General features: G+C 71.9%; 23 protein-coding genes. 14 read left to right on the top strand and 9 right to left on the bottom strand.

What is annotated here, in order from left to right:
- Window positions 1–41 precede the first annotated feature (41 nt).
- The 4 genes from ACLJOU_RS19705 to purE are packed head-to-tail and all read left to right on the top strand — an operon-like array spanning window position 42 to window position 4,274.
- Window positions 42–1,385: a glycosyltransferase 87 family protein gene (locus ACLJOU_RS19705; RefSeq protein ID WP_410569105.1), complete on the top strand. Its 1,344-nt coding sequence runs from the start codon at window positions 42–44 to the stop codon at window positions 1,383–1,385.
- Window positions 1,360–2,568, top strand: a complete 1,209-nt coding sequence (locus ACLJOU_RS19700) for a glycosyltransferase 87 family protein (protein WP_410569104.1) — start codon at window positions 1,360–1,362, stop codon at window positions 2,566–2,568. Before ACLJOU_RS19705 ends, ACLJOU_RS19700 begins: the two co-directional genes overlap by 26 nt.
- A 13-nt stretch (window positions 2,569–2,581) precedes the next feature.
- Window positions 2,582–3,766, top strand: coding sequence for a 5-(carboxyamino)imidazole ribonucleotide synthase (locus ACLJOU_RS19695; protein ID WP_410569103.1), 1,185 nt, complete (start codon window positions 2,582–2,584; stop codon window positions 3,764–3,766).
- Between the two features lie 10 nt (window positions 3,767–3,776).
- On the top strand, window positions 3,777–4,274 hold the full coding sequence (gene purE, locus ACLJOU_RS19690) for a 5-(carboxyamino)imidazole ribonucleotide mutase (protein ID WP_410569102.1): 498 nt from the start codon (window positions 3,777–3,779) through the stop codon (window positions 4,272–4,274).
- Window positions 4,275–4,323: 49 nt separating this feature from the next.
- Here the strand turns inward: purE and ACLJOU_RS19685 are convergent, their stop codons facing one another.
- Window positions 4,324–6,006, bottom strand: coding sequence for a class I adenylate-forming enzyme family protein (locus ACLJOU_RS19685; RefSeq protein ID WP_410569101.1), 1,683 nt, complete (start codon window positions 6,004–6,006; stop codon window positions 4,324–4,326).
- A gap of 110 nt (window positions 6,007–6,116) precedes the next feature.
- On the opposite strand from ACLJOU_RS19685, the gene ACLJOU_RS19680 reads away from it, so the two are divergent.
- Complete coding sequence (locus ACLJOU_RS19680; protein ID WP_410569326.1) at window positions 6,117–7,268, top strand: acyl-CoA dehydrogenase family protein; 1,152 nt, start codon at window positions 6,117–6,119, stop codon at window positions 7,266–7,268.
- Between the two features lie 183 nt (window positions 7,269–7,451).
- Here ACLJOU_RS19680 and ACLJOU_RS19675 read toward each other — a convergent pair whose 3' ends face one another.
- On the bottom strand, window positions 7,452–8,303 hold the full coding sequence (locus ACLJOU_RS19675) for a helix-turn-helix domain-containing protein (protein ID WP_410569100.1): 852 nt from the start codon (window positions 8,301–8,303) through the stop codon (window positions 7,452–7,454).
- Between the two features lie 136 nt (window positions 8,304–8,439).
- Between ACLJOU_RS19675 and ACLJOU_RS19670 the strand changes: the two genes are divergently transcribed.
- The 5 genes from ACLJOU_RS19670 (at window position 8,440) to ACLJOU_RS19650 (ending at window position 12,351) form a co-directional block, all read left to right on the top strand.
- A complete protein-coding gene (locus ACLJOU_RS19670; protein ID WP_410569099.1) occupies window positions 8,440–9,378 on the top strand; it encodes an alpha/beta hydrolase in 939 nt (312 codons plus the stop codon).
- Between the two features lie 87 nt (window positions 9,379–9,465).
- Window positions 9,466–10,395: an esterase/lipase family protein gene (locus tag ACLJOU_RS19665; RefSeq protein ID WP_410569098.1), complete on the top strand. Its 930-nt coding sequence runs from the start codon at window positions 9,466–9,468 to the stop codon at window positions 10,393–10,395.
- Window positions 10,396–10,463: 68 nt separating this feature from the next.
- A complete protein-coding gene (locus tag ACLJOU_RS19660; protein ID WP_410569097.1) occupies window positions 10,464–10,889 on the top strand; it encodes a hypothetical protein in 426 nt (141 codons plus the stop codon).
- A 92-nt stretch (window positions 10,890–10,981) separates the two neighbouring features.
- The gene (locus ACLJOU_RS19655; protein WP_410569096.1) at window positions 10,982–11,797 is read left to right on the top strand and encodes a DUF1206 domain-containing protein; all 816 of its coding nucleotides are present in this window, start codon (window positions 10,982–10,984) and stop codon (window positions 11,795–11,797) included.
- Between the two features lie 113 nt (window positions 11,798–11,910).
- On the top strand, window positions 11,911–12,351 hold the full coding sequence (locus ACLJOU_RS19650) for a DoxX family protein (RefSeq protein ID WP_410569095.1): 441 nt from the start codon (window positions 11,911–11,913) through the stop codon (window positions 12,349–12,351).
- Between the two features lie 63 nt (window positions 12,352–12,414).
- On the opposite strand, the gene ACLJOU_RS19645 is transcribed toward ACLJOU_RS19650, so the two are convergent.
- On the bottom strand, window positions 12,415–13,119 hold the full coding sequence (locus tag ACLJOU_RS19645; protein WP_410569094.1) for a TIGR03089 family protein: 705 nt from the start codon (window positions 13,117–13,119) through the stop codon (window positions 12,415–12,417).
- A 107-nt stretch (window positions 13,120–13,226) separates the two neighbouring features.
- Between ACLJOU_RS19645 and ACLJOU_RS19640 the strand changes: the two genes are divergently transcribed.
- Window positions 13,227–14,063 carry an NAD(P)H-binding protein gene (locus ACLJOU_RS19640; RefSeq protein ID WP_410569093.1) on the top strand — a complete coding sequence of 279 codons (837 nt, stop codon included), beginning with the start codon at window positions 13,227–13,229 and terminating at the stop codon, window positions 14,061–14,063.
- An 11-nt stretch (window positions 14,064–14,074) separates the two neighbouring features.
- Here the strand turns inward: ACLJOU_RS19640 and ACLJOU_RS19635 are convergent, their stop codons facing one another.
- Window positions 14,075–15,340, bottom strand: a complete 1,266-nt coding sequence (locus tag ACLJOU_RS19635) for an LCP family protein (protein WP_410569092.1) — start codon at window positions 15,338–15,340, stop codon at window positions 14,075–14,077.
- A gap of 38 nt (window positions 15,341–15,378) precedes the next feature.
- Entirely contained in the window at window positions 15,379–16,911 is a 1,533-nt protein-coding gene (locus ACLJOU_RS19630) for an LCP family protein (RefSeq protein ID WP_410569091.1), read from the bottom strand.
- A gap of 137 nt (window positions 16,912–17,048) precedes the next feature.
- Between ACLJOU_RS19630 and rfbB the strand changes: the two genes are divergently transcribed.
- A complete protein-coding gene (gene rfbB / locus ACLJOU_RS19625) occupies window positions 17,049–18,038 on the top strand; it encodes a dTDP-glucose 4,6-dehydratase (RefSeq protein ID WP_410569090.1) in 990 nt (329 codons plus the stop codon).
- Between the two features lie 9 nt (window positions 18,039–18,047).
- Entirely contained in the window at window positions 18,048–18,938 is an 891-nt protein-coding gene (rfbD, locus tag ACLJOU_RS19620) for a dTDP-4-dehydrorhamnose reductase (protein ID WP_410569089.1), read from the top strand.
- Here rfbD and ACLJOU_RS19615 read toward each other — a convergent pair.
- A complete protein-coding gene (locus ACLJOU_RS19615) occupies window positions 18,917–19,498 on the bottom strand; it encodes a TetR/AcrR family transcriptional regulator (protein WP_410569088.1) in 582 nt (193 codons plus the stop codon). The genes rfbD and ACLJOU_RS19615 overlap by 22 nt on opposite strands.
- 74 nt (window positions 19,499–19,572) lie before the next feature.
- Between ACLJOU_RS19615 and ACLJOU_RS19610 the strand changes: the two genes are divergently transcribed.
- A complete protein-coding gene (locus tag ACLJOU_RS19610) occupies window positions 19,573–20,319 on the top strand; it encodes an ABC transporter ATP-binding protein (RefSeq protein WP_410569087.1) in 747 nt (248 codons plus the stop codon).
- On the opposite strand, the gene ACLJOU_RS19605 is transcribed toward ACLJOU_RS19610, so the two are convergent.
- The 3 genes from ACLJOU_RS19605 to ACLJOU_RS19595 are packed head-to-tail and all read right to left on the bottom strand — an operon-like array spanning window position 20,305 to window position 24,871.
- The gene (locus ACLJOU_RS19605; protein ID WP_410569086.1) at window positions 20,305–21,390 is read right to left on the bottom strand and encodes a glycosyltransferase family 4 protein; all 1,086 of its coding nucleotides are present in this window, start codon (window positions 21,388–21,390) and stop codon (window positions 20,305–20,307) included. The genes ACLJOU_RS19610 and ACLJOU_RS19605 overlap by 15 nt on opposite strands.
- Entirely contained in the window at window positions 21,383–23,902 is a 2,520-nt protein-coding gene (locus tag ACLJOU_RS19600) for a glycosyltransferase (RefSeq protein ID WP_410569085.1), read from the bottom strand. Before ACLJOU_RS19600 ends, ACLJOU_RS19605 begins: the two co-directional genes overlap by 8 nt.
- A gap of 33 nt (window positions 23,903–23,935) precedes the next feature.
- Window positions 23,936–24,871 carry a glycosyltransferase family 2 protein gene (locus ACLJOU_RS19595; protein ID WP_410569084.1) on the bottom strand — a complete coding sequence of 312 codons (936 nt, stop codon included), beginning with the start codon at window positions 24,869–24,871 and terminating at the stop codon, window positions 23,936–23,938.
- Window positions 24,872–24,874 lie beyond the last annotated feature (3 nt).

The raw sequence follows: 24,874 nt of genomic DNA, 5'->3' as shown, positions 1-24,874 counted from the left end.
CCTTCCGACCGGGACCGGGCCGGTCATGATTTCCTGATGGGGTGACCCGGACCGTACCCACCGACGTCGACGGCGAAGTAGCGGGCAGACCCCAGCACCGCCTGGCCCTGCGGAAGTCACTCGCCCGCCTCTCCGTCCGCCCGCGGTCGATCCTGATCCTCGCGGTGATCCCGCTGTTCGCGATCGGGTACGGCATCTACGGCTGGCAGCACGACTGGGTGCTCGGCGTCGACAGCGCGGTCTACCGCGCCGGCGCGCTGAGCCTGCTGCACGGCGACTCGCTCTACGACGCCAACACCCTGCCCGACGAACCGTGGTGGGCGCTGCTGCCGTTCACCTACCCGCCGACGGCGGCACTGATCTTCGTGCCGCTCGCCGCGTTCCCGACGCAGATTTCCTGGGGCCTGATCACGGCCGTTTCGCTGGTGGCGATGGCGCTGTCGATCCGCATCGCGATCGGCGCGCTGCCCCGCCCGGCCGCCGACGGGCCGCGCTGGTGGGCCTCGCCCGCCCGCTCGACCATCGTGTTCTTCCTGGTCTGCCTGGGCCTCGAGCCGGTGTGGCGGACGATCTTCCTCGGCCAGATCAACCTGATCCTGATGGCCATGATCCTGCTGGACATGCTGGTCATCGGCGCCCGCGGCAGCCGGTGGGGCGGGGTGCTGGTCGGCATCGCGGCGGCGATCAAGCTGACGCCGCTGGTGTTCCTCGGGCACCTGTTCATCACCGGCCGCCGCATGGACGCGCTGCGCGGGCTGGCGACGTTCGTGCTGCTCCAGGGCCTGATGTTCCTGATCAACACGCACGACGCGGCCAAGTACTGGACCGTCACCCTGCCGGACACCGGCCGGATCGGACCGGTGCACTGGGCGGGCAACCAGTCGCTGAACGCGCTGATGAACCGGGCCACCGACCTCGCGCCGTGGGCGTCGAAGGCGGCGATGGGCATCGGCTTCCTGCTCGCGATCCCGGCCCTGTGGCTGCTGCTGCGCTTCCACCGCAAGGGTCAGGTGCTGGCCGCGATGCTCGTCACCGCGTTCTGGACGCTGCTGATCTCACCGATCTCGTGGACGCACCATTGGGTCTGGGTGATCCCGCTGATCGTGTTGCTGGTCTCGCGGCTGCCGAAGACCACTCCGAAGACGGCGTGGAAGCGCTGGGTCGGGACCGGGCTGGTGGCGTTCGTGTTCGTCAGCTGCGTGCTGCTGATCCTGCCGAACGGCCGCAACGTCGAGCTGCACTGGAAGGTGTGGCAGAACGTGCTGGGGGACGCCTACATCCTGATGCCGGTCGTGCTGGCCGCCGCGCTCGCGCTGCGCTGGGGCCTGCAGCGGCGGGCGCGGAAGAAGGCGGCCGCGGATGCCGACGTCCCCGCCGGGGTCTGAGGCGCGCGCCGGCCGGGTTTTCGCCGGGGGGCTCGCGCTGCTGGTGCTGGCGTTCGGCGTGGTCGTGTGGCTGGCGGGCTGGCACCTCGGCGCGGACAGCGCCGTCTACCGCGCGGGCGCGCTGACGCTGGTGCACGGCGACCCGCTCTACACGCGGGACGTGCTGACCGCGCTGCCGGACTGGGTGCGCCTGCCGTTCACCTACACCCCGGCCGCCGCGCCGCTCTTCCTCCCGCTGGCCCTGGTGCCGTCCGGGCTGGTCTGGGGCGTGATCGCGGTTTTGTCGGTGGTCGCCCTTATGGTCGTCATCACGGTGGTTTCGTCGCCGCCGGGGCGCGCATCGCTTCTGGGAAGAAGCCGGTGGGCGCTGCCGGCGGGAACGGCCATCGCGCTGGCGCTGGAACCGGTGTGGAAGACGCTGTTCCTGGGCCAGATCAACTTGATTCTGATGGCGTTCGTGGTGCTGGACGTCCTGGTGCTGTCGGCGCGCCGGTCGCGCTGGGCGGGTGTGCTGATCGGCGTGGCGGCGGCGATCAAGCTGACTCCGCTGATCTTCGTGCCGCACCTGTTCTTCACGGGCCGGTGGAAGGACGGGCTGCGGGCGCTCGGCACGTTCGTGGCGCTCGAAGCGGTGATGTTCGCGGTCATCCCGGTCGACGCGGCGCGGTTCTGGCGGGATTCGGCGACCGACCCGACCCGGGTCGGGTCGGTGCACTGGATCTTCAACCAGTCGCTCAACGGCCTGGTCAACCGGGCTTCTGAGCTGGCGCCCTGGTCGCTGGCGGTGGCGGTCGGGGTGGCGGCGGTGCTCGCCGTGCCGGCGGTATGGCTCGTCGTGCGGCTGCACCGGCGTGGTGAGGACGCGGGCGCGCTGCTCGTGACGGCGTTCTACGGGCTGCTGCTCTCGCCCGTGTCGTGGTCGCACCACTGGGTCTGGTGCGTGCCCTTGATCACGCTCCTGCTGGTGAAGGCGCGGTGGTGGGCCGCGGCGGCGGTCGCGGTGCTGTTCGCCTCGCAGATCGTGATGCTGGTGCCCAACGGCGGGAGCACGGAGTTCGGCTGGGGCCTGGGCTGGTCGGTCCTGGGCAACCTGTACGTGCTGGCGGCGGCGGGCGGGATCCTCGGGCTGGCGGCGCGTGAGCTTCACCTGGTCCGGCGGTCGGCGCAGGTCGTCACCGTTTAGGCTGATCGGCGCTATGGACAAACACACCGGTCTGCCCGTCGTGGGCATGGTGGGCGGCGGCCAGCTGGCCCGGATGACCCACCAGGCGGCGATCTCCCTCGGCCAGTCCCTGCGCGTGCTCGCCGCGAGCGAGAACGAAGCGGCGGGGCTCGTCGCCGGCGACGTCACGCTGGGACACCACACGGACCTCGACGCGCTGCGGAAGTTCGCGGCCTCGGTCGACGTGCTCACCTTCGACCACGAGCACGTGCCGGGCGAGCACCTGCTGACGCTCGTGATGGAGGGCTTCGTCATCCGGCCCGCGCCGACGGCCCTCGGGTTCGCGCAGAACAAGCTGGTGATGCGCGAGATGATGGCCGGCCTCGGCGTGCCGGGCCCGGCGTTCGCCGAGGTGTCCACTGTGGACGACGTGGTGGCCTTCGGCGGCGAGCACGGCTGGCCGGTGGTGCTCAAGGCGTCGACCGGCGGGTACGACGGCCGCGGCGTCTGGATGCTGGACACCGCCCAGCACGCCCGCGAGACCGTGCCGGAGCTGCTGGCCGCGGGCACGGCGCTGCTGGTGGAGGCGAAGGTGGCGATGCGGCGGGAGCTGTCCGCCCTCGTCGCCCGCTCGCCCTTCGGCCAGGGTGCGGCGTACCCGGTGGTCGAGACGGTGCAGACCGGCGGGATCAACACCGAGGTCCTCGCCCCGGCGCCGGGCCTCGACGACTCGCGGGTGCACGAGGCCCAGGACCTGGCGCTGCGGATCGCGTCGACCCTCGACGTCACCGGGCTGCTCGCGGTCGAGCTGTTCGAGACCGACACCGGGCTGCTGGTGAACGAGCTGGCGATGCGCCCGCACAACTCCGGGCACTGGACCATGGACGGCGCGCGCACGTCGCAGTTCGAGCAGCACCTGCGGGCGGTGCTCGACTACCCGCTGGGCCGGACGGACCTGATCGCGCCGGCGTGCGTGATGGCGAACGTGCTGGGCGCGCCGGAGCTGCCCGCGATGGGGCCGGACGAGCGGCTGCACCACCTGTTCGCCCGGTACCCGGAGGCGCGGGTGCACCTGTACGGCAAGCAGGAGCGGCCGGGGCGCAAGCTCGGGCACGTCAACTTCACCGGCGAGCGCATGGAAGACCTGCGCAACCGGGCGTTGCTGTCGGCGCACTGGCTGTCCCACGCCGTCTGGCTCGACGGCTACGAAATCCACTAGGAGATCAGGTATGGCGCCGCAGGTGGGCGTGATCATGGGCAGCGACTCGGACTGGCCGACGCTGGAGGCAGCGGGCGCGGCGCTGGACGAGTTCGGCGTCGAGTACGAGGTCGGCGTCTACTCGGCGCACCGCACCCCGCAACGCATGCTGGACTACGCCACGTCCGCGGTGGCGCGCGGCATCCGCGTGATCATCGCGGGCGCGGGCGGCGCGGCCCACCTGCCGGGCATGGTGGCGTCGGCGACGGTGCTGCCCGTGATCGGCGTCCCGGTCCCGCTGAAGTACCTGGACGGCCTGGACTCCCTCCTGTCGATCGTCCAGATGCCGGCGGGCGTCCCGGTGGCCACGGTCTCGGTGGGCGGCGCCCGCAACGCGGGCCTGCTGGCGGTCCGCATCCTGGCGGCGTCCGACGAAGGCCTGCGCACGAAGATGGCCCGCTTCCAGGCGGACCTGGAGAAGCTCGTCCTGGACAAGGACGCGGCCCTGCGCGAGAAGACCGGCCACTAGCGCCCGGCGCGCCCACCCGGCCGGTGGGCCGGATGGGCTTCGGCGGCGGTCAGCCGTCGAGCTTGCCGATCAGCTGCTGCCGGAGTTCGCGTTTGAGCACCTTCCCGGCGGCCGAGACCGGGATCTGCTCGACGACGTGCACCTCCCGCAACCGCTTGTACGGCAGCACCTTCTCGTTCACCGCGGCCATCAGCTCGTCCTTGTCGAGTTCGCCGCGGGGTACCACGAAGGCGACCGGCAGCTCGCCGACCTCGGGGTCGGGGCGGCCGACCACCGCGGCCGCCGCGACGCCCGGCAGCGTGATCAGCAGCTCCTCCAGCTCGCGCGGGAAGACGTTGTACCCCTTGTACAGCAGCATGTCCTTCTTGCGGTCCACGATGGACAGGTAGCCGTCCGCGTCGAGGATGCCGATGTCGCCCGTGTGCAGCCAGCCGTCCACCAGGGCCGCCGCCGTTTCCTCCGGGCGGTTGCGGTAGCCGAGCATGATCTGCGGCCCGCGCAGGCAGACCTCGCCCTGCTCCCCGGCCGGCAGTGGGTCCTCGCCGCCCTCGGCCGGGACGATCTTGACCTGCGTGTCGAAGAGCGGCAGGCCCACCGAGCCGACCTTGCGCGTGCCCGACCGGTACGTCGGCGAGATCACCGCGCCCATCGTCGCCTCGGTGAGGCCGTAGCCCTCGGTGACGACCACGCCCGGGAACCGCTCGCGCAGCGCGTTGATCATCGCGTGGTTCATCGGGGCCGCGCCCGAGCCGATCGAGCGGACCGACGAGAGGTCGGCGGTCTGGAACGACGGCGTCGCGAGCAGCGCGGCGAACAACGCCGGCGCGCCGCCGATGCCGGTGATGCGGAGCCGTTCGGCGTCGGCGACGTACGCCGCCGGGTCGAAGCGCGTGTGCAGGACCATCGTCGTGCCGGCGATCACCGCCGCGTTGAGGCCGCCGATGATGCCCATCGCGTGGAACCACGGCGTCAGGTTGATCGCGACACCGGTGCCCAGCCGCGACGGCCACTCGTCCTCGCTGCCGATCTGGTCGATCGTGACGTCGCCGCGCCCGTCGAGCGCCGGGACCGAGCCGGTGCCCCAGCAGGCGTGCTGGAGCGTGTTGACCACGACGTTGCGGTGCGACAGCCGCACGCCCTTGGACCGGCCGGTGGTGCCGCCGGTGTAGGCCAGGTGTGCGAGGTCCTCGTGCAGCGAGAACTCCGCCGACGGGGGAGTCTCGGACTGCCCGGCGTGGAACGCCTCGAACTCGACGGCGCCGTCCGGCAGCTCGAGCTCGCCGGTGGGCTGGACGACGACGGTGCACCGCGCCGGGATGCGGTCGGCGACGCTCGCCAGCACGCCCGCGACCGGGCCGAACGTCACCACGGCCGCGGCCTCGCAGTCGGCGAGCTGGAAGGCGAGGTCGTCCGGGGGGAGCAGCGGGTTCGCCGGGCTGAAGGTGGCCCCGGCCAGCAGCGTGCCGTAGTAGGCGACCGGGAAGGCCAGGCAGTTCGGCAGGTGCAGGGCCACGACGTCACCACGGCCGATGCCGCGCTCGCGCAGGGCGTTGGCGAACCGGCAAGCGGCGCGGTAGGTCTCGGCGAAGGTGAGGCTGTGACCGTCGTGGGCGAAGGCCGTCCGGTCACCCCAGCGCGCGGCACCCGCCGCCAGGATCGATCCGACGGGGACTTCGGGGTAGTCGAGGGAGGCGGGCAGACCGGGCGGCGGCGTCGGCGCGGTGATCGGCATCACCCGACCATACGAATTCTGCGGTCAACGCCACAAGGACGACCCAGGTGAACGAGCGCTAACATCGACAGATCCCTCCCGACGTCGTAGAGAAGGTGACCGGAGTGACGATGGGCCTGTACCAGCTTGCCGAGGAGCACGAGGAGCTGCGGGCCGCGGTCCGGGCTCTGGCCGAGAAGGAGATCGCGCCGTACGCGGCGGAGGTCGACGAGAACGAGCGCTACCCGATCGAGGCGTACAACGCGCTGGTCAAGTCCGGGTTCAACGCCGTCCACATCGGCGAAGAGTACGACGGCCAGGGCGCGGACGCCGTGGGCGCCTGCATCGTGATCGAAGAGGTCGCACGGGTGGACGCGTCCGCGTCGCTAATCCCGGCGGTCAACAAGCTGGGCACGCAGCCGATCATCCTGTCCGCTTCCGAGGAGCTGAAGAAGCTCGTGCTGCCCTCGATCGCGTCGGGCGAGGCGTCGGCGTCGTACGCGCTGTCGGAGCGTGAGGCGGGTTCGGACACCGCGTCGATGCGCACGCGTGCCCGGCTCGACGGGGACCACTGGGTGCTCAACGGCACCAAGGCGTGGATCACCAATGCGGGTGAGTCGTCCTGGTACACCGTGATGGCGGTCACCGACCCGGAGGCGGAGAAGAAGGCCAACGGGATTTCGGCGTTCGTCGTGCACAAGGACGACCCCGGGTTCTCCGTCGGGCCGAAGGAGAAGAAGCTCGGGATCAAGGGGTCGCCGACCCGGGAGATCTACTTCGAGAACTGCACCATCCCGGCGGACCGGATCATCGGCGAGCCGGGTACGGGCCTCAAGACGGCCCTGCGCACGCTCGATCACACCCGCCCGACGATCGGCGCGCAGGCCCTGGGGATCGCCCAGGGGGCGCTGGACGCCGCGGTGGCGTACGTGAAGGACCGCAAGCAGTTCGGCAAGGCCATCGCCGAGTTCCAGGGTGTCCAGTTCATGCTCGCCGACATGGGCACGAAGATCGAGGCGGCTCGCCATCTGGTGTATGCCTCCGCCGCGGCTTCCGAGCGGGGGGACAAGCGGGCCGGGTTCATGGCTTCGGCCGCGAAGGCCTATGCGTCCGACATCGCCATGGAGGTGACGACGGATGCCGTTCAGCTCTTCGGTGGGGCCGGGTACACGCGGGACTTCCCGGTCGAGCGGATGATGCGGGACGCCAAGATCACGCAGATCTACGAGGGCACGAACCAGATCCAAAAGGTTGTCATGGCCCGGGCCCTGCTGAAGGGCTGAGCCTTTCCGCCACCCCGATTCGCCATTGTGACTACGGACGGCGGCAGCTTGTCAAGGCGGGAAAGCGTGCCTTGACAAGCTGCCGCCGTCCGTGTTTTGGCTTCGGATCGGGGTTGCGGGGGGGGGTCTGGGTTCCGCTGTGGTTGCGTTGCGGGGTGATCCTCCGGTTCGGTTCGGCCACGGTTAGTGGGTCTGCTCCGCTTTCCATGCGGTCAGGAGCAGCAATGCGTCGTGGGATGGGGTTCCCGGCTCTGCGGTCAGGACCATCAAGCGCTGGCCTGAGCCGTCCGGGCTGGCCCACGTGTCGCAGTCCAGGGTCAGCCTGCCCACTTGGCGGTGGCGATAGCTCTTTGTTCCGTAGCTTGCGCTGTTCACGTGGTGCTCTGCCCACCACGTGCGGAAATCCCGGTCCTGGATGGCCAGGTCTCCGACCAGGCGGGCCAGGGCCGGGTCGCCCGGGTCGGCTGCCGCCTCCATTCTCAATGCCGCTACCGCTTCGCGGGCGTCGTGGTTCCACTTCTCGTGCAGTTCGCGGACCTCGGGGTTCGTGAACAGCAGGCGCAGATAATTGCGCTCGTCCGGGGGGATGGCTTCGAAGTCCGTGAAGAGGGCCGCGGCCGCCTGGTTCCAGGCCAGGATGTCCAGGCGCTTGCCCAGGACCAGTGCCGGTGTTCCGGTCAGCTGGGCGAGCAGGCGGCGCATCGCCGGTCGCACGCTCTGTCCTGCCCGGCGGCGGCGGGGGAGCGCGTCCGCCCGGCCGGCCAGCTCGTACACGTACCGCTGCTGGTCTTCGTCCAGGCGCAGCGCCCTGGCCAGCGTGGTCAGCACCGGTGCCGACGCCCGGACGCGGCCCTGCTCGAGCCGCGTGTAGTAGTCCACGCTGATCGCCGCCAGGTGCGCCACCTCCTCCCGGCGCAGGCCCGCGACCCGGCGGCCCGCCTCCGGCTCGGGCAACCCGCAGTCCTGCGGGGTCAGCTGCGCCCGGCGGGCCTTGAGGTACGCGCCCAGCGCCCTCGGGTCGGAGTCCGGCGTCATGCCTCCAGTGTCGCCGGTCGCCGCGGTGGGCGCGGGTGCGCAACGGGGGCAAGTTCTTTCCCCGGCAGAAACCTGTCTCTCCCGGCCGGGCGGAATCCGGCGGAACGTGGTGGCGTACCCGATCGAGGAGACCCCCATGACCAGGACCACCGTCGGTTTCGACAGCGCCGGCCTCCCGCTCGCCGCGCACCTCCACACCCCGGACACCCCGGCGGCCGGGCCCTTGCCCGCGCTGGTGGTCGGCCACCCCGGCACCGGCGTCAAGGAGCAGACCGCCGGCACCTACGCCCGGCTGATGGCCGAACGCGGCTTCGTCACCCTCGCCTTCGACGCCGCCCACCAGGGCGAGTCCGGGGGCCTGCCGCGCGGGCTGGAAGACCCCGCCCAGCGCGTGGAGGACTTCAAGGCCGCCGTCTCGTTCCTCGCCACCCGCGAGGAGGTCGACGCCGAACGCATCGGCCTGCTCGGCATCTGCGCCTCCGGTGGCTACTCGCTCGCCGCGGCCGGGGGTGACCACCGGGTCAAGGCCGTCGCCACGGTCTCCGGCGTCGACGTCGCCCGGCAGTTCCGCCACGGCGCCGACGGCACCCAGGACCCGGCCGTCTTCCAGGGCCTGCTCGACCTCGCCGCCCAGGCTCGCACCGCCGCCGCGCGCGGGGACGACCCCGGCGTCATGACCATGTTCCCCGAGACCGCCGAGCAGGCCGGTGCGCTCGGCGGTGAGCACGGCGTCGAGGGCTTCGAGTACTACTGCACTTCGCGCGGGGCGCACGAACGGTCCGCGAAGTACCTCGCCTGGCCGAGCGTCGACAAGCTCGCGTCGTTCGACGCCTTCCACGCCGTCCCGCTCATCGCGCCGCGGCCGCTGCTCCAGATCGTCGGGACCCGCGCCGTCACGTCGTGGATGGCCGTCGACGTCCACCAGCGGGCCGCCGGTCCCAAGGAACTCCACTGGATCGAAGGCGCCAGCCACGTCGACCTCTACGACCGGAAGGAGTACATCGACCCCGCCGTCGAGAAGCTCGCCGGCTACTTCCGTGCGGCTTTTACCAGCAACGACGCCGGAAGAAAATGACCCACGAGGGGGAGGTTCGAACAAGTTACCCGCGCGTTAAACCTTTGGTGACGCGGATCACCATCGGTTCACAGAGAGGTGAAGCGGATGGGTATGACGACGCGCGGGTGGCTCACGGCGGCCGCGGCCACGGTGGCGGCCCTCCTGCTCGGGGCGGGCACGAGCCAGGCGGCCGGCCGGGAACCGACCGGGCCCGTGCAGCCGAACATCCTCACGGCCGCGGTCTACTCGCTCGGCGCCCCCACCATCGCGCCGCCCGGGGCCAACGACTGGGACTGCAAGCCTTCGGAACGGCATCCGAATCCCGTCCTGCTCTCGAACGGGACCACCGCCAACGCCTACGAGAACTGGGCGAACCTCTCCCAGAAGCTGGCGGACGCCGGGTACTGCGTCTTCGCCGGGAACTTCGGCGGCGCTCCCGGCGCCTTCCTGCAGACCGTGGGGCCCATCGCGGACACCGCGAAAGCGCTTGCCGCGTTCGGCGACCGGATCCTGCGGGCCACCGGGGCGTCGAAGCTCGACGTCGTCGGGCACTCGCAGGGCGGCATGAACGTCCGGTACTGGATCAAGTACCTCGGGGGCGCGGACAAGATCAGCCGGCTCGTCGGGCTGTCCCCGTCCAACCACGGCACCGATCTCTTCGGCCTGTTGAGCACCCTGGAAATGATCCCCGGCGTTCCGGCCGGGCTCGGCGCGGTCTGCCAGGCGTGCAACGAACAAGCCGTCGGCTCGGACTTCCTCACCGACCTCAACGCGGGCGGGGAGACCGTGCCCGGCATCCAGTACACCGTGCTCCAGACCCGCTACGACGACGTCGTGACGCCGTACACCAGCGCCTTCCTCGCCCCGGCGGCCAACGTGCGGAACATCCTCCTGCAGAACGTCTGCGGGCTCGACTTCACCGATCACCTCGGCATCACCTACGACCCCGTCGCCGAGGGGCTGGTGCTCAACGCGCTCGATCCCGCGCACGCCAAGACGCCGCCCTGCGTCCCTGTGCCGCCCGTCATCGGCTGAATTTCGCCACATGAGACATAACGCACCGCCGGGGTGGATTCGCGCCCCGGCGGTGTCACCCTCGAAGCATGTACTGGCCGGTTCCGGCGTCCTGGACGCCCCACGACGAAGCCGAGCTGGTCGCCGGCTGGCGGCTGTGGCTCGAGCTGTCCGATCGCGCCTGGCCGACCGCCGCCTGGGACGGCACCCCGGCGGGCGCCGTCCGGCAGCTGCGTGACCTGCTCGCCGCCTGCGACGAGATCGAGACCGCCTACCGGGCGGCCGCCGGGGCGCCGTCGCCCGGTTTCCTGAGCCTGACGCAGGGACTGGCCGTCACGGCCGGCTCGGCCATCTCGCTGTGGTTCGACGACTTCGACCAGCTCGACGGCGAACGCGCGGCCCTGCTGCACGAGGACCTCGCCCGGTTCGCCGAGCAGGCGGAACAGGTGCTGACGCTGCTCGCGGTCAACGGCGGCTGGGCTCGCCTCGACGAAGTGCGGCGCCGCCCCGCCTGAGCCCGGCCACGCTGGCGTCCGTTCCGGGCACAGGACGTGATTAGTCCGGTTGGCCCAGCGGATCAAGGTCGGACGTGGGTATTAGAGCAGGCATGAACCGGACAGAGGCCACCGCCGAACGAGGCGAGAAGAGCAACACCGCGCAGCTGCTCGGGCGCGTCGGCATGGCTTGCTACGGCGTCGTGCACCTGGTGATCGCCTACCTCGCCCTGCAGGTCGCCTTCGGCGACAGCGAGCAGGCGGACCAGAAGGGCGCCCTGCAGCAGATCGGCTCCACGGCGTTCGGCCAGATCCTGCTGTGGATCGTCGCCATCGGCCTGATCCTGTTCGGGCTCTGGCAGTTCCTGATGGCCGCCACCGGGTACGAGTGGGTCACCGGCGGCAAGCGGACGCGCAAGCGGATCGGCGCGGCCGCGCGCGGCGTCGTCGTGATCCTGCTCGGCGTCACGGCCATCCGCATCGCCACCGGCAGCGGGGGCGGCGGGTCCGGCAACCAGAAGCAGCAGGAGTTCACCGCCAAGCTGCTCCAGCTGCCGGCCGGCCCCGCGCTGGTCGTCATCGCCGCCGCGTGCGTGCTCGGCGTCGCCATCGCCGCGGGCCTCAAGGGCGCGAAGAAGAAGTTCCTCGAAGACCTGAACACGTCGGAGCTGCCGGGGAAGGCCCAGCGCTGGATCGGCACGATCGGGACCACCGGCTACCTCGCCAAGGGCGTCGTCCTGGCCATCGTCGCGATCCTGCTGGCCATCGCCGGGTTCACCGCCGACCCGAACAAGGCCGGCGGCCTGGACGCCGCCCTCAAGACGCTCTCGGCCCAGCCGTTCGGCACCGTGCTGCTGATCATCGTGGCGCTCGGCCTCGCCGCGTTCGGCGTGTACTGCTTCGGCGCGGCCCGGGCGCACAAGCGCTGAACGGTGCCTGTCGGTTTCCTGTCGATCACCGTCCGGAGCTTCGGTGAAGGTGCCCGGTGCCCTACTTTGGGTCGGGTCAGTTGAAATTTCACCTACTCGGGAGCGGAAACCGGATGTTCGGACGAGTCAAGGACGTGGCCCTGCTGCTGGGGAGGATCGGCGTCGCGGTCGTCTTCCTCGCGCACGGGCTCCAGAAGTGGAACAACGGTCTCGACGGCACGGCGAAGTTCTTCGAGATGTCGGGCATCCCGCTGCCCACGGCCGCCGCGATCTTCGCGATGACCGTCGAGATCCTCGGCTCCATCGCGTTCATCGTCGGCTTCCTGCTGCCGCTCGTCGGCATCGGCTACGTCGTGATCTCGGTCGGCGCGCTGCTGTCGGTGCACATCGACAACGGCCTGACCGGCCAGGGTGGCTACGAACTGGTCCTGGTGCTGGCCCTCGCCGGGCTCGCGCTCGGCTTCAACGGCGGCCGGCTCTCGCTCGACCACCTGCTGTGGGGCCGCAAGCGGACCCGCCGCGACGCCGAAGTCGGCGAACTGGCCAACGCCTGACCTCAGGCGCCGTGACCGGCCCATCGACGGACATCGAGTCCGTCGGTGGGCCGGTCGCGGTTTTTACGCCGGGAGGTCGGCCGTGGTGCGTTCGGCTTCGCGGCGGGAGGCGAGTTTCGCCTGGTCCGCGTGGCTGACGTGGACCAGGTGGGCGCCCGCGGCCAGGGGGACGAGCAGGCCGTCGAGGATGCCGTCCGGGCCGCTCCAGTCCCGGGTGGACAGCACCCGGTCGGCCGCGGTGAGGCCGCGTTTCGCCGCGCGCGCCCTGGCTTCGGCCAGTACCTCGTCCACAGTGGACTCGTGCAGGGCGGCCGTGCTGCCGGGCACCGGGAAGAGCGGGTGGAACTGGTCGCCGGCCAGCCGGGCCTCGCTCAGGTAGTCGAACGCGCCGCCGCCCGGCGGCTCGGCGAGGCCGCGGCCCATCGGGTCGAGCGTCACGACCGCGGTGGCCGCCGCGCCGGTCGGTTCCGGGTCGTCCGGCCCGACGAACGCCACCCGCGCGCCGGTGCCCTCGGTCACCACGCGCGCCCCGCACCACCACGCCCCGAGCAGCACGCCGACGGTCTGCCAGTGCGCCGGGAGCTGGACCGCCACCGCGTCGCCCGGCTCGACGTCGAACTCCTCGGTCAGCCAGTTGGCCGTCTTCGCCGCCCAGTTGGCGGTGGTCGCGACGGACAGCTCGACGCGGCTGCCGAGCTGGTCGTCGTAGTGGGTGATCAACGGTTGGGCGGCCGGCAGCGGGCGCAGCAGCTCGTCGGTCAGGCTCATGGGCACCAGGCTAAAGCGCGGACCACGCGCTGCGCCGGTTGACACCGGATCGCCACCCTCAGTACGTTTGCTTTGCAAGCAAACCTATTCGGCAGCTGGGGGACAGCATGACCATCCTCGTCACCGGGGCCAGTGGACACGTCGGGCGGGCGGTCCTCGATGCTCTCGTTTCCGCAGGTCAGGACGTCCGCGCGGCGAGTCGCGACGCCGCGAAGCTCGACGTCCCGGACGGCGTCGCGAAAGTGCGCGCGGACCTGGAGGACGCCTCGACGCTGGAGCCCGCGCTCGACGGCGTCTCCGCGGTCTTCCTCTACGTGCGCCCGCAGGGCATCGAAGGCTTCGTGAAGGCGGCCGAAGCGGCCGGCGTGCGGCACGTCGTGCTGCTGTCGTCCGGCGCGACGCTGGAGCCGCGGTCGGCGCAGAGCCGCATCGCGCGCCTGCACCGGGTGGTGGAGGAGGCGCTGATCGCGGCACCGTTCGCGGAGACGCTCCTGAACCCGGGCTCGTTCGCGACGAACACGCTGGGCTGGCGCGCGGACATCGCCGAGGGCGTGGTCCGCACGCCCTACCCGGACTCGCAGGTCGGTGCGATCCACGAGCGCGACATCGGCGACGTCGCGGCGAAGATCCTCGCGGACGGCTCGCACGCCGGCGAAGCCCTGCAGCTGAGCGGCCCGGAGCCGATCAGCTTCCGGGAGCAGGCGGCGGTGCTGGCCGACGTCCTGGGCCGGCCCCTGCGTGTCGAGGAGCTGACGCCGGAGCAGGCCGCCGCGCGGATGACCGCGCTGGGCTGGCCGCCGGAGGTGCCGCCGGAGGTCCTGCGCGCGATGGAGCGGACGACGCGGGAGCCGTCGGTGGTGACGGACGTCGTGCGCGAGGTGACCGGCCACGCGCCGCGGACGTTCCGCCGGTGGGCGGAGGAGCACCGCGCCGACTTCGCCTGACGAAGCCGGGGTCAGTTGACGCAGGGGACGCCGGGGGAGCCCCGGAGCAGCGGCGCCGCGGCGGGGGCGGTGCCGCTGCCCGAGCCGCCGCCGGAGGCGGGCCGGGCCGCCGCCGGCGCGGGGCGGCCCGCCAAGCTCGCCACGAACTCGCGGACGGCCTTGACGTCGACCTGCACGATGCTCTGCCCGTCGGCGCTCCGGCCGTTCGCCGTCACGACGGGAACGGTCGCGAAGGCCAGGTCGCCCGACGCGATCCCCTTCGCCTGCTGCGCGAACTGCAGCAGGTCGAGGCCCGGGTCCAGGGTCAGCGAGCGGTGGACCGCGTCCATCAGGTCGTTCAGCGTGCCCGGGCTGGTCAGCGTGCCCGCCGAGAGCAGCTGGTGCAGGGCCGAGGACAGGAACGCCTGCTGCCGCACGATCCGGTCCAGGTCCCCGCGCGGCAGGTTCTTGCGCTGCCGGACGAACGACAGCGCTTCGCCACCCGAGACCGTCTGCTCGCCGCGGCGGAAGTTCGCGCCCGAATCCTTGTCCTCGGTCGCGTGGTTGAGGCACACCTTGACGCCGCCGAGCGCCTCGGTCAGCAGGTAGAAGCCCAGCAGGTTGATCTCCGCGTAGTGGTCGACCCGCACCTGCGTCAGGTCCTGCACGGTCTGCACCAGCACCCGGCGGCCCTCGGTGTCGGAGTCGCGCTCGATCTTCGCCTGGTCGTGTTCGCCCTGCGAGCGCAGCTGCTGCGCGAAGTGCGCCTTCGCGATGCCGTACGCCGAGTTGATCTTCCCCTCGCCGCGGCCCGGGATGGCCGTCCACGTGTCGCGCGGGATCGAAATCGCCGACGGCTTGCCGCCGTTCTTCGGCACCCGCAGCAGGATCACCGTGTCGGTGTTCACCGCGCCGTTGTTGGCCTCGGTGCGCAGCTGCCGCAGCACCCGCGGCGGCAGCGCGTTGCCCTGCGCGTCCGTCCGCGCGTCGCTGCCGACGAGCAGGATGTCCTCCGCGCCGTCGTCCGCCGGCGGGGGCGCGGGCTCGCCGGCCCGCGGCGTGAGCACGTCCGTCGTCGGGACGGTGCTTTGCAGCTGGTCCTTCGTGACGTAGACGTACCCGCTGCCCCCGAGCGCGAGCAGGGACACCAGGCCCACCGCCACCCGGCGGCTCACCCGGCCCACGCGGCGCACCCGCGACGGGCCGGCCGCCTCCCTCGGGACCGGCGACGGCTGGACGTCGTCGCTCTCCGTCACCGGATCGGCGCTCTTCTCCGGTTCTTCCTGGTCGTCAGCCACGCTGGCCCGCCTCCCCCCGAACACCCTGCGTACGCAGTCTAGTTGACGCAGGGCACGTCGCCCGCCGTGATCGGCGGCGCGGCGGGGGTGGTGGCGGCGGTCGGGGGCGCCGTCGGGGGCGCGGCGGGCTTCGCGGCCGAAGACGTCGGCGCGCCACCCGGGCCGGCGGCCGAGTTCCGGAAGTCCTTGCCCAGGAGCACGCGCACGTGCCCGGCGGTGACGTCCCGGTCCGGCTCGGCCTGCACGCTGCCGCCCAGCGCCTGCTTGACCAGGCCCAGCGCGGCTTCGTCGGCGGGGTTGTACCGGACGACGGTGGTGGTGCGGGTGCTCAGCCGCTGGTCGGGAGCCAGGGTGAATCCCTTGCCCTGCAGCATCGTGTGGGTCTGACCGGCCAGCGACGGCGAGCCCGTGCCGTCGAACAGCTCGACCGTGACGGCCTTCGCGCCGGCCAGCTGCGTCGACGTCGGTGCCGCCGGGGTGTCCCCGTCCGAGGTCAGCCGGGTGACCTCGGCCGCCACCTGGGCCGGGTCGACGCGCAGCACGTCGGCGCCGCCGATGGTCGCGTTGCCCAGGGTCGGGATGGTGTGGAACTCGATGTTGCCGCCGGTCAGGCCGCGCATCTGCTCGGCGAACTCCGTCAGGTCCCAGCCCTGCGACACCACGACGGACTTCTTCACCGCCGAGACCAGGTCGGCGATCTTCCCCGGGCTGGTCAGCACGTCGGTCGAGATCACCTTGCGGGCCAGCCCGGACAGGAACGCCTGCTGCCGGGCGATCCGGTCGAGGTCGTAGTTCGGCAGCCCGTAGCGCTGGCGGACGAACGCGAGCGCCTGCACGCCTTCGATCGTCTGGCGGCCGCCCGGCAGGTCGACACCGGACTTCGCTTCCTTGACCGGTCCTTTGAGGCAGACCTCGACGCCGCCGATCGACTTGGTGATTTCGTAGAAGCTGGCCAGGTTGACCTCGGCGTAGCGGTCGATCATGCCCGGCTTGCCGATGAACTTCTCGAGCGTGGCGATGAGGTTCTTCCGCCCGGCGACCTTGGCCTGCGCGTCGGCTTGCCTGAGGTCGGTCATGCCCTGGCGCTGCAACGCGCGGTAAGTGTCCGTGTACGCGTAGACGAACGCGCTGTTGAGCTTGTGCTTGCCGAAGCCGCCGGTCAGCTCCACCCACGAGTCGCGCGGGAAGGACACCGCGATCGCGTGCTTCCCGTTCTGGGGGATGTGCACGAGGATCATCGTGTCGGTGTTCAGCTCGCCGTCGGAGACGCCGGCGTGCAGCATGTCGAGCACCTCGCGGGGCAGCGGGTTGCCCTGCGCGTCGGTGCGGCTGTCCTGGCCGACCAGGAGGATGTCGACCGCGCCGTCGAGCGGCTTCGCGTGCGCCTCGGTGTCGGCGAAGACGTTCGTGGTCGTCAGGCCGGTGTTCGGGTCGCCGATGTAGTTCCAGCCGTACCAGGTCAGGGCCAGGATGGCGACGGACAGCAACGACACGACGACTTTGCCGCCGCGGCGGGCGAAGACCGCGACGCCGTGACGTGCCGGGATGGGCGGCGCAGCCTGTTCGGTCACGCGCTTCCTCCCCTGTGAACCCCGTGCTTCCCCCAGGACACCAGTGTGTCTCCACCCAGACTGTACTGAGGGTGTTGTGGGGCCTCCGTAGGCTGGGGGCGGAACGCCCCGCCCGGGGTGTGCGGAAAGGCGGGAAGATGCGGGTCCTGGTCACCGGTGGTGCCGGCTTCATCGGGTCGCACTACGTCCGGCAGGTGCTGACCGGCGCCTACCCGGCGTTGCGTGACGCCGAGGTGGTCGTGCTGGACAAACTCACCTACGCGGGCAACGAGGCCAACCTGGCCCCGGTCGCCGCCGACCCGAGACTGCGGTTCGTCCGCGGCGACATCTGCGACACCTCGCTGGTGGTGGACGTCATGACGGGCGTGGACCTCGTCGTGCACTTCGCCGCGGAGTCGCATGTGGACCGCTCGATCCTCGGCGCGGCCGACTTCGTGCTGACGAACGTGCTCGGCACGCAGAACCTGCTGCAGTCGGCCCTGGAAGCCGGCGTCGGCAAGTTCGTGCACGTGTCCACCGACGAGGTGTACGGCTCGATCGAGCACGGTTCGTGGACCGAGGAGCACGTGCTGGAGCCGAACTCGCCGTACTCGGCGTCGAAGGCGTCGTCGGACCTGGTGGCGCGGTCGTTCTTCCGCACCCACGGGCTGCCGGTGTGCATCACCCGGTGCTCCAACAACTACGGTCCGTACCAGTTCCCGGAGAAGGTCATCCCGCTGTTCGTCACCAGCCTGCTCGACGGGCGGAAGGTGCCGCTCTACGGCGACGGGCTCAACGTCCGCGACTGGCTGCACGTGGACGACCACTGCCACGGCATCCAGCTGGTCGCCGAGAGCGGGGAGCCGGGCGAGATCTACAACATCGGCGGCGGCACCGAGCTGACCAACCGCGAGCTGACGGCGAAGCTGCTCGCCGCCGTGGGCGCGGACTGGGACAGCGTCGAGCCGGTCGAGGACCGCAAGGGGCACGACCGCCGGTACTCGGTGGACATCACGAAGATCAACAAGGAGCTGGGGTACGCTCCGCGCGTGTCCTTCGAGGACGGTCTGGCCGCGACGGTGGCCTGGTACAAGAACAATCGCGCGTGGTGGGAGCCGCTGGCGGAGCGGGCCGCGCTGAAGAAGTAGGGGTTTTCTGTGCCGCTGACGGTGCTCGTGCCCGGGGGTTCCGGGCAGCTCGGCCGGGATCTCGCCGCCCTGGCGTCGCCCGTGGTGGAGGTCGTGGCCCCCGGTTCGGCCGAGCTCGACGTGACGCAGACGGGCCAGGTGCTGGCCGCGGTCGGGGCGCTGGCCGAGCGGGCCCGGGAAGCGGGCTCGGTTCCGGTGGTCGTCAACGCGGCGGCGTACACGGCGGTCGACAAGGCCGAGACGGACGAGGAACGCGCCTTCGCGGTGAACGCCGACGGCCCGCGCGTGCTGGCGGCGGCGTGCGCGTCGCGGCGGGTGCCGTTGATCCACGTGTCGACGGACTACGTGTTCCCCGGTGCCGCTTCCCGGCCGTACGAGCCGTCCGACGAGCTGGGCCCGCGGTCGGCGTACGGCCGCACGAAGGCGGCGGGCGAGGACGCGGTCCTCGGGTCGGGCGCGGCTTCGTGGGTGGTGCGGACCGGGTGGCTCTACGGGCGGTCCGGGGTGAACTTCGTGAAGACGATGGCCGCGTTGGAGGCTTCCCGCCCGGAACTGTCCGTTGTGGACGATCAGGTCGGCGGCCCGACGTGGACGGCCGACCTGGCCGCGGGCCTGCTCGAGCTGGCTTCGCGCGCGGCGGCGGGGGACGGGCCGGCGCAGCGGATCCTGCACTGCACCAACGCGGGCGCGGTGAGCTGGTGCGGATTCGCCCGCGCGATCTTCACGCACTTGGGCGCGGACGCTTCGCGGGTGAAGCCCTGCACGACGGCGGAGTTCCCGCGCCCGGCGCCGCGCCCGGCGTACTCGGTCCTGTCCCCGGCTTCGTGGACCGAGGCCGGCTTGACCCCGATGCGGCCGTGGGAAGAGGCGCTGGACGCCTACTTCGCGGCCGCCAAGTAGGCGAGCGCCATCTCGGTGGTCTCGGCGGCCCAGGTGGTCCAGTCCAGACCGTCGGGCCAGTATCGCCCGGTGGCGGCCCGGTGCACGCAGGCGCCGATGACGGTCCGGGCGGCCATCCGGACGGCCGGGCGGTCGCCCGCGGCTTCGACGAAAGCCCGCTGGATGGCGGCCAGGGCCTGAAGACCGCGTTCCCGCCCGTCGGCGCGCTGGCCGTCGAGGAGTTCGGAGAAGATCCGGTCGTGGGCGGCGAAGGTATCCGCCAACGCCTGGGTGAAGGCGCCGACGACCTCGCGCAACCCGGGTCCTGAGTCGCGGAGTGCGTCGCCGACGCTCGCTTCCAGGCGGCTGAGCAGCTGGTCCTTCACGGCGAACAGGAGCTGGTCCTTGCCGGCGAAGCGGCGGTAGATCGCGCCCACCGACAGGCCCGCCTGTTCGGCGACCGCCCCGATCGTGAACTCCTCGTGGCCGCGGTGGCCGAGCACGTGCTCGGCCGCGGCCAGCACCTTTTCCAGTGACGCCCGGCTGCGGGCCTGCTGGGGCGGGTGGAAACCCTGCGGCACGGATACCTCCCACGGTCGGCGCTCGGATGCGAATGATAACTTGCGTTCGCATCCGACCGCGGAGGGGTGGCAGCATGGTCAGCATCGAGGTGCGGAACGCCTACGTCGATTTCCCGGTCTTCGACGCGAAGACCCGGTCGCTGAAGAAACGCGTGCTGGGCAAGGTCGGCGGGAAGATCGGCACCGGGGCGAAGACGCCGGTCATCGAGGCCCTGCGGGACATCACGCTGTCACTGGGCGACGGTGACCGCGTCGGGCTGGTCGGGCACAACGGGGCCGGGAAGTCCACGCTCCTGCGGCTGCTGTCCGGCATCTACGAGCCGACGCGGGGCAGCACCCGGGTCGCCGGGCGGATCGCGCCGGTGTTCGACCTCGGCGTCGGGCTCGACCCGGAGGTCTCCGGCCGGGAAAACATCCTGATCCGCGGCCTGTTCCTCGGCATGAGCCGCGCGCAGATGGCGGAGCGCGTCGACGACATCGCCGAGTTCACCGAGCTCGGCGACTACCTCCACCTGCCCCTGCGCACCTACTCCGCCGGCATGCGCGTGCGGCTGGCGCTCGGCGTGGTGACCACCATCGATCCCGAGATCCTCATCCTCGACGAAGGTCTCGGCGCGATCGACGCGGCCTTCCTCGCCAAGGCCCGCGAACGGCTGGTGGACCTCGCCCGGCGGTCCGGGGTGCTCGTCTTCGCTTCGCATTCCGACGAACTGCTCAAGGAACTGTGCACCGACGCCCTTTGGCTGGACGAAGGCCGGATCCGCGGGGCCGGTCCGCTCGACGAGGTCCTGGCCGCCTACAAGGGCTCAGTGACGTCCTGAGGCCAGCCGGTACGCGCCCACCGTCAGCTCCGCGCACGTGCGCCACGTGAAGTTCGCCGCGTGCGCTCGTCTCGACGCCGACGTCGCCACCGCGTGGGGGTCCGTCACCGCCATCCGCAGCGCCTCCGCCAGGCCGTCCACGTCGCCGTACGGGACCAGGCTCGCGCACTCGCCCGCCACCTCGCGCAACGCCGGGATGTCCGTGCAGACCACCGGGACGTCCGAGGCCATCGCCTCCAGCACCGGCAGGCCGAAACCCTCGTCGCGCGAGGGCAGCACCAGTGCCGCCGCGCCCGCCACCACCGTGCGCAGGTCCACATCGGACAGATAGCCGGTCTGGCACCGCCGGTCACCGCGGGGGAACGGGCCCGGGCCCGCGAACACCAGGTCCGGCAGGTCGGGTGCCGCTTCGTGGGCGCGGGTCAGCCAGTCCAGGCCCTTGCGCGGGCCCGCCGCCCCGGCGAACAGCAGGTAGCGCGAAGGCAGCCCGAGCCGCGCCCGGCGCTCGTCGTCCGGGGGGCGCGCGGTGAACCACGCCGGGTTTACGCCCAGCGGCGTCACCACGATCTTTTCGCGGGAGACGTCGAGGCGCTCCGCCACCGCGTCCGCCACCGCCGCCGTCGGGGTGCAGATGACGTTGGCGCGGCGGGCGCCGCGACGGACCAGCTCCGGCAGGCCGCGGTCGCTCGGGGCCAGCTCCGCCGGGTTGTCCAGGAACGCCAGGTCGTGGATCGTGACCACGCCCGCCGCGCGGAACCGGCCCGGCAGCACGAAGTTCGTGCCGTGCACCACGTCGGTCGGGCCCGCGAACAGCTCGACCGGGGGGAAGTCCGAGCGGAGCCAGGCCATCCGCAGCAGCCGCGCCGCCACCGGTATCCCGCGGGCGCGCGCGCCGTACGGGAGCACGTGCCGCAGCCGCCGCCAGCCGCGCAGCGTGAACGCCACCGCGCGCGTGTCGACCTCCGGGATCGACACCAGTTCTTCGCTCAGCGCGGCCGTGTACCGGCCGATCCCGGTGCGCGCGCCCAGCAGCGGGGTGCCGTCGAGGAGGACGCGCAGTGACCTACCCACGGCGGAGCCGTTGCTTCGCGACCTTCAGCGCCCGGCCGCCGACGCGCCGCGCCAGCTCCGACGCGCCGCCCGCGGCGAGGTACTCGCGGACCAGGTCGACGTCGCGCCGCAGCATCGCCCGGCCGCGCACCGCCGGCGTCGTCACCAGGTCGGCCGCGCCGGGCAGCCGGTCGGCCGCCGGCCGCGGGTCGCGGCAGAACTCGACCAGCGGCTTCAGCGCCTCCGGCCAGGCGAACCGCTGCGCGACGACGGCGAGCCGTTCGACGCAGCCCGCGGCGAACTCCTCGTCGTACAACGCTTTCTCGAGCGCGTCGGCCAGTGCGGCATCGTCTTCGGCCGGGACGACGACGCCGAGGCGCTCGGCCCGGACCAGGTCGGCGAACGCGTCGCCGTCGGTGGTGACGATCGGCAGGCCCGCCCAGAGGTAGTCCAGGACGCGGGTGCGGAACGCGAACGTCGTCTCGACGTGCTCGTAGTGCGTGGTGACGCCGCAGTTCGCGTCGAGCAGCCAGTTCTGGCGCTCGTGGTAGGGCACCCACTGCTCGTTGAAGTAGACGTGCTTGCCGGTCAGCCCCAGCGAGTCCGCCAGCCGGATCGTCCGCGCGCCGATGTCCATCTCGGCCACCTCGGGGTTCGGGTGCTTCATGCCGAGGAACACCAGCCGGACGTCGCCGCGGCGGCGGCGCAGCCGCTCGATCGCGCGGACCAGCGTCAGCGGGTCGAACCAGCTGTACACCCCGCCCGCCCAGAGGACGACGTGGTCGGTGCCGCCGATGCCCAGCGACGAGCGCAGCCCCGGCCCGGTGCGCACCGGCGGTTCCGGGGGCAGGCCGAACGGGACGACCGCGAGCAGCGACTGCGTCGTCGGGTCGGCGTCGTAGAGGCGCGGGGAAAGCCGGCCCATCGCGGCGAGGTGGCCGAGCCAGAAGTGCCGCTGCCGCTCGGAAGCGCAGAGGAAGAAGTCGCCGCGTTCGAGCTGGGCGTCCAGGACGCGGGTGACACCGGCGAGGTCGGCCGCGCGCCGGTCGTCCGGGACGCCCTTGCCCTGCTCCAGCAGCTCCAGGTGCATCGGGTCGTACAGGTCGGCGACGACGATCTTGCCGCTGTGCTGCTTCTTCAGCGACGGCGCCAGCTCCAGCACGTGACCCTGCAGGACGACGACGTCGGCCCAGGCGATCGGCGCGTCCAGCTCGCGGTGCTTGCCCGCGCTGACCCGGAACGGCGCGGGCGGCGGTGTCGCGAGGGGGTTGGTGGTGACGAGGTGCACGTCGTGTTCGGCGGCGAGCGCGAGGGCGATGTTCCAGGCGCGGATCGCCGGGCCCGCCATCCGCTCGGTGAGCGCGTCCCCGGTGATCACCAGGATCTTCCGGCGCTGCCCGAAGGCCTGCTCGATGCCGAACGCCTCGACGAGGATGTCGTGCGCGGCCAGGTAGCGCGGCAGCGGGTAGGCCGGCTCCAACGCCTTGCGCAGCAACGGGAGGAGGTCGGCGTCGGTGCGGACGCGGGCGGCCTGCTCGACCGCGCGGGACTCGGCCAGCGACGGCAGCTGTTCGACGAACTGGTCGATGGCCAGCAGCCCGGCGAGCGTGGTGCGGGGGACGGCGATGTCACCGGTCTCGATCGGGCCTGAAGGAGCACCGCCGTGTTCGAGGTCCAGCTGGGTCGCGTCCAGCTCGCCGCGGGCGGTGGCCCGGCGCACGGCGAGGGCGAGCGCCGCGGGCAGCGCGCGGGCCAGGGTTTCGTCGGAAAGGTTCTTGTAGAGCGCGGCCAGGGCGTTGCGCTCCAGGAGGAACGTCTCGCGGCCGGTTTCCGGCGCGTCGACCGACGCCATCGTGCCGTGGTGGCGGTGGTGGGTCAGCGACTCCGGGACGTACCGGACGCGCCAGCCGCGCAGGTTGAGCCGCCAGCCGAGGTCGACGTCCTCGTAGAACATGAAGAACCGCTCGTCGAAGCCGCCGACCTCGGCGAACACGCTCGCCCGGACGAACAGCGCCGAGCCGGTGCCGAACAAGACGTCCTTCGCGACCTCGTGCTCGGCGGCCGGGACGTCGGCCAGCGGGGAGCCCGCGTAGCGCTTGTAGCCCATGCCGAACCAGGTCAGGCCGCCGTCGACGAAGTCGGTGCCGGTGCCGTCCCAGTCGAGGACCTTGCTGGCCACGGCGGCGACGCCGGGCTGGGCGCGCAGCTCCGCGACGGCGGCGGAGACCCAGCCGGGCGCCGGGCGGGCGTCGTTGTTGAGGAAGGCGAGGACGGTGCCCTTGGCGTGCTTCGCCCCGAGGTTGCAGCCGCCGGCGAACCCGGTGTTGCGGCCGGCGGGCACGACGTGGGCCTGCGGGACGGCTTCGCGGATGCGCGCGGCCTCGTCTGCGCCGGACGAGTTGTCCACGCAGACGAGCTCGAGCTCGGGGTAGTCGTGCTCGGCGAGCGCGCGCAGGCAGGTGATCGTGTCGTCGGCGCCGTGGTAGTTGACCACGATCACCGAGACGAGCGGTTGTGGATCCCCCTGCGCCAAAGCCAGCTCCTCGTCGTCGATCCTGGCGCAAGCTTAAAGGCCTGCCCATGCCTCCCAGACCGCGCCTCGGCCGAGCGCCGCGCGACGGGTGATCTTGCGGCGCATCCGCAACGTCGCAGGTAACCGCACGGCCACGTCGGCGAGGACCCGGCCGCGCAGGCCGAGGGAGAAGTTCGCCGCCGTCGGCCGCCCGGGACGCAGTGGCAGCACCGCTGTCAACACGGCGAAGCGGACCAGCTGGTTCACCGCGACACGGCGGGGCGCGCACCGCAGCAGCATGAGCAGCCGGTTGCGCTCGTTCCAGCGGTGGAACTCCCGCGAGCCCAGCTCGCTGCTGACGCCGTGGGCGTGCCGGACGCGGGCGTCCGGCGCCGCGACGACGTCCCAGCCGGCCAGCCGCAGCCGCCACGCCGTGTCGGTGTCCTCGTAATAACAGAAGAATCCGGCCGGCACGCCGTCGACGCTCTTGAGCGCGTCAGTGCGGAGCAGCGCCGCGCCGCCGCAGAAGCCGAACACCTCGCCCGCGGGTTCGGTGAGGTCAGCGCCGTGGCCGTCGGCGGTCAGCCGGACGCCGGCGGACTGCGTGGTGCCGTCGGAGCGCACGAGCCGGGACGTCGCCGCGGCGGCCAAGGGCGCCTTCGCCAGGGTGTCTTCGAGCGTGGCGAGCCAGTCCGGCGCGGGTTCGGCGTCGTCGTTCAGCCACGCCATCAGCGGAGTTTCGAGCCTTTCCAGGGCGACGGCGAGGGCGCCCGCGTAGCCGGTGTTGCGCGGCAGGCGGAGCACGTCCGGGCGGGCCGGATGGGCCGCGAGCAGGGCGGCGGTGCCGTCGTCGGAGGCGTTGTCGACCACGAGCGTCCGATGTGGACGCGTCTGTGCGGCCAGCGCGTCGAGGCAGGCCGTGATGTGCCCGGCACCCCGCCAGGTCACGACTACCACCGTGGTGGCGGGATTCGCGGTCACGTCCCGCACAAT

The organism is Amycolatopsis sp. cmx-4-61 (assembly GCF_046548775.1).
GTDB lineage: Bacteria > Actinomycetota > Actinomycetes > Mycobacteriales > Pseudonocardiaceae > Amycolatopsis.
This window is presented reverse-complemented; position numbering and strand designations above follow the sequence as displayed.

What these genes read in the sequence shown, in the direction of transcription:
- ACLJOU_RS19700 (WP_410569104.1), top strand. Translation starts at nt 1,360, where the DNA reads ATGCCGACGTCCCCGCCGGGGTCTGAGGCGCGCGCCGGCCGGGTTTTC.
- ACLJOU_RS19695 (WP_410569103.1), top strand. Translation starts at nt 2,582, where the DNA reads ATGGACAAACACACCGGTCTGCCCGTCGTGGGCATGGTGGGCGGCGGC.
- purE (WP_410569102.1), top strand. Translation starts at nt 3,777, where the DNA reads ATGGCGCCGCAGGTGGGCGTGATCATGGGCAGCGACTCGGACTGGCCG.
- ACLJOU_RS19685 (WP_410569101.1), bottom strand. Translation starts at nt 6,006, where the DNA reads ATGCCGATCACCGCGCCGACGCCGCCGCCCGGTCTGCCCGCCTCCCTC.
- ACLJOU_RS19680 (WP_410569326.1), top strand. Translation starts at nt 6,117, where the DNA reads ATGGGCCTGTACCAGCTTGCCGAGGAGCACGAGGAGCTGCGGGCCGCG.
- ACLJOU_RS19675 (WP_410569100.1), bottom strand. Translation starts at nt 8,303, where the DNA reads ATGACGCCGGACTCCGACCCGAGGGCGCTGGGCGCGTACCTCAAGGCC.
- ACLJOU_RS19670 (WP_410569099.1), top strand. Translation starts at nt 8,440, where the DNA reads ATGACCAGGACCACCGTCGGTTTCGACAGCGCCGGCCTCCCGCTCGCC.
- ACLJOU_RS19665 (WP_410569098.1), top strand. Translation starts at nt 9,466, where the DNA reads ATGGGTATGACGACGCGCGGGTGGCTCACGGCGGCCGCGGCCACGGTG.
- ACLJOU_RS19660 (WP_410569097.1), top strand. Translation starts at nt 10,464, where the DNA reads ATGTACTGGCCGGTTCCGGCGTCCTGGACGCCCCACGACGAAGCCGAG.
- ACLJOU_RS19655 (WP_410569096.1), top strand. Translation starts at nt 10,982, where the DNA reads ATGAACCGGACAGAGGCCACCGCCGAACGAGGCGAGAAGAGCAACACC.
- ACLJOU_RS19650 (WP_410569095.1), top strand. Translation starts at nt 11,911, where the DNA reads ATGTTCGGACGAGTCAAGGACGTGGCCCTGCTGCTGGGGAGGATCGGC.
- ACLJOU_RS19645 (WP_410569094.1), bottom strand. Translation starts at nt 13,119, where the DNA reads ATGAGCCTGACCGACGAGCTGCTGCGCCCGCTGCCGGCCGCCCAACCG.
- ACLJOU_RS19640 (WP_410569093.1), top strand. Translation starts at nt 13,227, where the DNA reads ATGACCATCCTCGTCACCGGGGCCAGTGGACACGTCGGGCGGGCGGTC.
- rfbB (WP_410569090.1), top strand. Translation starts at nt 17,049, where the DNA reads ATGCGGGTCCTGGTCACCGGTGGTGCCGGCTTCATCGGGTCGCACTAC.
- ACLJOU_RS19610 (WP_410569087.1), top strand. Translation starts at nt 19,573, where the DNA reads ATGGTCAGCATCGAGGTGCGGAACGCCTACGTCGATTTCCCGGTCTTC.